This is a genomic window from Enterobacter sp. 301B, from assembly GCF_003850715.1.
Lineage (GTDB): Bacteria > Pseudomonadota > Gammaproteobacteria > Enterobacterales > Enterobacteriaceae > Enterobacter > Enterobacter intestinihominis.
The window spans coordinates 1-1,301 of sequence record NZ_PQTC01000066.1; the positions used below are offsets into that span (position 1 = coordinate 1).

Here is a 1,301-nt window from a genome sequence, read left to right on the forward strand (position 1 = left end):
ATGGAGGCGGCCACCGCACAGATCGGTGCTAATGGATGGCTATATATTCCCGTTACTGGCGGCAAAAAAATGCTGCTGCAGTGGGGGCTTTTAACCGGTGCGAGTAATTATTCTTTTAAATTCCCAATTGCATTTCCCGTCGGTGGTTTATGCCTGGTTGCTATGGCCCATACAACTGATTCCGCTGATGTGAGCATGGTAACTATGACTAATGGATTTATCAGGGATAAAACCAGCGCGTTTGCTTTGTGCGCCAGAACAGTGAACGGCGTGCAGCAACCTTTTGAACGTAGCGTTTACTGGTTCGCTGTTGGCTACTGACGTCAAAATATTGTGTTATTACTCACACAAAGTAGCTAGATAATTTTTTTATGAAACCGCACTTACGATCTGAGTTTCAAACTAAGGAGTGCGTTATGAACTATTGGTTTAGCCCTGCAAATAATGCTTTTTATCCCGTAGCTTTAAAGGAGTCTTATGTAAATGCAGGTAGTCTCCCGAATGATTTAATCGAAGTGGAAGATAGCGTGTTTAGCGAATTTTCCGCGACGCCACCAGAAGGGAAGTTGCGTGGCATTGGAGCTGATGGGTTGCCGATCTGGATTGATATTCCCGTTGTGGAAGAAAGCCCGGAACAAATCCAGGCACGCGCCCGTGCTTTGCGGGATGAATTCATCGTCAGTACAGATCGGATGCTTGTTTCTGATTACACTATCAACAATGTTTTATTAACCTCTGAGCAGCAAGCGGAGCTGTTGGATGTAAGGCAAAAGTTTAAAGTTTGGCCTGAGAGTGAGGGATGGCCGGGCATAGCGTTGCCTGCGATACCTCAATGGATTCTCATTGAGGCAGTAAACAACGGTTACGTAGTAAAAAATTGGCCTGAGTGAAATAAAGCCCGTAAGGGCTTTATTTTTAATAACCCATTCCAGTCAGGTTCGCTACCGGATTAATTTAAAAACCTATTGCAAACCACGTAAACATACGGGAGTTACCAGGCAGCGTATCATCAAGGAAAAACTGAGCATTAGCGCCGGTTTTCGTTGGGTAGCCGACTGAAACAGCTTGCCTTAAAGTTCTATACGATGGCACATAATCATAATTTGATGCCCTTACGCCTGCGCTTGAATATACACCGAAGCAAGCCGCCGGGAACGCGACAGGAAACGTAATATCACAATTATATGTAGTGCTTGTTACGCCTCCCTCCCATCGCCCCACTGCACTATTAACATAACACCGCCGGTTAGCGGGAATTTCGCCCAGCCGCTGTTAGACAAAACGCCGCTCGCTGCTGCGAG

General features: G+C 46.1%; 1 protein-coding gene and 1 pseudogene. Both read left to right on the plus strand.

What is annotated here, in order from left to right; all coding sequences use genetic code 11:
- Positions 1–321 (plus strand): annotated as a pseudogene (locus C3451_RS24405) (hypothetical protein); the annotation flags it as partial.
- Between the two features lie 95 nt (positions 322–416).
- Positions 417–890 carry a tail fiber assembly protein gene (locus tag C3451_RS24115; RefSeq protein ID WP_046889870.1) on the plus strand — a complete coding sequence of 158 codons (474 nt, stop codon included), beginning with the start codon at positions 417–419 and terminating at the stop codon, positions 888–890.
- Positions 891–1,301 lie beyond the last annotated feature (411 nt).

Coding starts and splice junctions, on each gene's coding strand:
- C3451_RS24115 (WP_046889870.1), top strand. CDS start 417: ATGAACTATTGGTTTAGCCCTGCAAATAATGCTTTTTATCCCGTAGCT.